Origin of the sequence: Streptomyces prasinopilosus (assembly GCF_001419695.1) — a bacterium.
GTDB classification, from domain to species: domain Bacteria; phylum Actinomycetota; class Actinomycetes; order Streptomycetales; family Streptomycetaceae; genus Streptomyces; species Streptomyces prasinopilosus.
In genome coordinates this window covers 1-3252 of the sequence record NZ_LIRG01000423.1, presented here as the reverse complement: position 1 = coordinate 3252, position 3252 = coordinate 1, and the positions used below count along the sequence as shown (strand labels likewise).

Genomic DNA, 3252 nt, shown 5'->3' with positions numbered 1-3252 from the left:
ATCTGGAGGGGAACCCAGACAATGAGCCACAACCAGCCGGGCCCGTACGGCGGGCAGCCCCAGCAGCCCGGACCGTACGGTCAGCCGGGTCCCTACGGCCAGCAGCCGCAGGCTCCGCAGCCCGGCTACGGCTACCCCCAGCAGCCGCAGGCCCCGCAGCCCGGTTACGGCTACCCGCCCCAGCCCGGCCAGGGCGTCCCGCCGCAGCAGCCCCCGTACGGCCAGGCCCCGTACGGGGGCTGCTGCGGCGGGACGCCCTGGCCGGGCTGGGGCGGGTAGCCGTAACCGGGCTGCGGGGCCTGCGGCTGCTGGGGGTAGCCGTAGCCGGGCTGCGGAGCCTGCGGCTGCTGGCCGTAGGGACCCGGCTGACCGTACGGTCCGGGCTGCTGGGGCTGCCCGCCGTACGGGCCCGGCTGGTTGTGGCTCATTGTCTGGGTTCCCCTCCAGATGCTTATGTGTCGCTGACATCCTGTCTCAGCTCCGGTGCGGTCAGGCCATCGGGGGGTGCACCGTTACAAAGGAATCGCGTTTCGGGACTGGGCCGTGACACCTCTAAACTGAGGCGCGTGACCGAGAACTCTCAGCAGCCGCAGCCGCCCACCTCCGAACTGCCGACCCAGTACGCGCCGGCCGACGTAGAGGGGCCGCTGTACGAGCGCTGGGTGGAGCGGGGCTACTTCGAGGCCGACGCGAAGAGCGACAAGCCCCCGTTCACCGTCGTCATCCCCCCGCCGAACGTCACGGGCAGCCTGCACCTCGGGCACGCCTTCGAGCACACCCTCATCGACGCCCTGACCCGCCGTGCGCGGATGCGGGGCTTCGAGACGCTGTGGCAGCCCGGCATGGACCACGCCGGCATCGCCACGCAGAACGTCGTCGAGCGGGAACTGGCCAAGGAGGGCAAGTCCCGGCACGACCTCGGCCGGGAGGCGTTCGTCGAGCGCGTCTGGCAGTGGAAGGACGAGTCCGGCGGGCAGATCTCCGGCCAGATGCGCCGCCTCGGCGACGGCGTCGCCTGGTCGCGTGAGCGCTTCACCATGGACGAGGGGCTGTCGAAGGCCGTCCAGACCATCTTCAAGCGGCTCTACGACGACGAACTGATCTACCGCGCCGAACGCATCATCAACTGGTGCCCGCGCTGCCTGACCGCGATCTCCGACATCGAGGTCGGGTACCAGGACGACGACGGCGAACTCGTCTCCATGAAGTACGGCGACGGGGACGACACCATCGTCGTCGCCACCACCCGCGCCGAGACGATGCTCGGCGACACGGCCGTCGCCGTCCACCCCGACGACGAGCGGTACAAGCACCTGGTCGGCAAGCTCATCAAGCTGCCGCTGACCGACCGCTCCATCCCGGTCGTCGCCGACGAGCACGTCGACCCGGAGTTCGGTACCGGCGCCGTCAAGGTGACCCCGGCGCACGACCCGAACGACTTCGAGATCGGCCGCCGCCACGGCCTGCCGTCCCTCACCGTGATGGACGAGCACGCCGTCATCACCGTCCACGGCCCCTTCCAGGGCCAGGACCGGCTCGAGGCCCGCTCCGCCATCGTCGCCGCGCTGCGCGCCGAGGGCCGGATCGTCGCCGAGAAGCGGCCCTACGTCCACTCCGTCGGCCACTGCTCGCGCTGCCGGACCACCGTCGAGCCGCGCCTGTCCATGCAGTGGTGGGTCAAGGTCGGCCCGCTGGCGAAGGCCGCCGGCGACGCCGTCCGCGACGGCAAGGTCACGATCCACCCGCAGGAGATGGAGAAGCGGTACTTCGACTGGGTCGACAACCTCCACGACTGGTGCATCTCCCGGCAGCTGTGGTGGGGCCACCGCATCCCCGTCTGGTACGGCCCGGACGGCGAGGTCGTCTGCGTCGGCCCCGACGAGGAGCCGCCGGCCGGCGAGGGCTGGCATCAGGACACCGACGTCCTCGACACCTGGTTCTCGTCGGGCCTGTGGCCCTTCTCCACGCTGGGCTGGCCCGAACAGACCGAGTCGCTCGCGAAGTTCTACCCGAACTCCGTCCTGGTCACCGGCTACGACATCCTCTTCTTCTGGGTCGCCCGGATGATGATGTTCGGCCTGTACGCGATGGACGGCACCCCGCCGTTCCACACCATCGCCCTGCACGGCATGGTCCGCGACCAGTTCGGCAAGAAGATGTCGAAGTCCTTCGGCAACGCGGTCAACCCGCTGGACTGGATGGACAAGTACGGCTCCGACGCCCTGCGCTTCACCCTCGCGCGCGGCGCCAACCCCGGCGTCGACGTGCCGATCGGCGAGGACTGGGTCCAGGGCTCCCGCAACTTCGCCAACAAGATCTGGAACGCGACCCGCTTCGCCCTGATGAACGGCGCGACGGTGGACGGCCCGCTGCCGGACGCCTCGAAGATGTCCTCCACCGACCGCTGGATCCTCTCCCGGCTGAACTCGGTCGTCGCCGAGGTCGACGCCCACTACGACGACTTCCAGTTCGCCAAGCTGTCCGACGCCCTGTTCCACTTCGCGTGGGACGAGGTCTTCGACTGGTACGTCGAGCTGTCCAAGACGACGTTCCAGGCGGGCGGCGAGCCGGCCGAGGTCAGCAAGCGCGTCCTCGGCGAGGTCCTGGACGTCACGCTGCGGCTGCTGCACCCGGTGGTCCCGTTCGTCACCGAGACGCTGTGGACGACGCTCACCGGCGGCGAGTCGGTCGTCATCGCCGACTGGCCCGCCGACAGCGGCTTCCGGGACGCCGGCGCCGAGCGGGAGATCGGGACCCTCCAGTCCGTCATCACCGAGGTCCGCCGCTTCCGCGCCGACCAGGGCCTGCAGCCCGGCCAGCGGGTCCCCGCCCGGCTGTCCCTCGACGGCTCCGCGCTCGCCCCGCACGAGGCGGCGATCCGGCAGCTGCTGCGCCTGCAGCCGGAGGGCGAGGGCTTCACCGCGACGGCGACCCTGCCGGTGGCCGGCATCGAGGTCGCCCTGGACCTGTCCGGGGTGATCGACTTCGAGGCGGAGCGCAAGCGCCTCTCCAAGGACCTCGCGGCCGCGCAGAAGGAGCGGCAGCAGGCGGAGGCCAAGCTGGGCAACGAGGCGTTCCTGGCGAAGGCCCCCGACCACGTGGTCGACAAGATCCGTACGCGCCTGGCCAAGGCGGACGAGGACATCGCCCGCATCGGGACCCAGCTGGAGCGGCTCCCGAAGGCGTAGCACCCGGCCGCCCCGTCCCGGAAGGCCCCCGGAGCCCGAGCGGTTCCGGGGGCTTTCCGGGACG

General features: G+C 70.9%; 2 protein-coding genes. Both read left to right on the top strand.

Annotated features, from left to right (window positions below):
* Nucleotides 1–279: hypothetical protein (locus AOK18_RS18250; RefSeq protein ID WP_206281558.1), on the top strand; the 279-nt coding region annotated here is incomplete at its 5' end.
* Nucleotides 280–566: 287 nt separating this feature from the next.
* Nucleotides 567–3188, top strand: coding sequence for a valine--tRNA ligase (locus AOK18_RS18245; protein ID WP_055570717.1), 2622 nt, complete (start codon nucleotides 567–569; stop codon nucleotides 3186–3188).
* The last annotated feature ends 64 nt before the right edge of the window (nucleotides 3189–3252 follow it).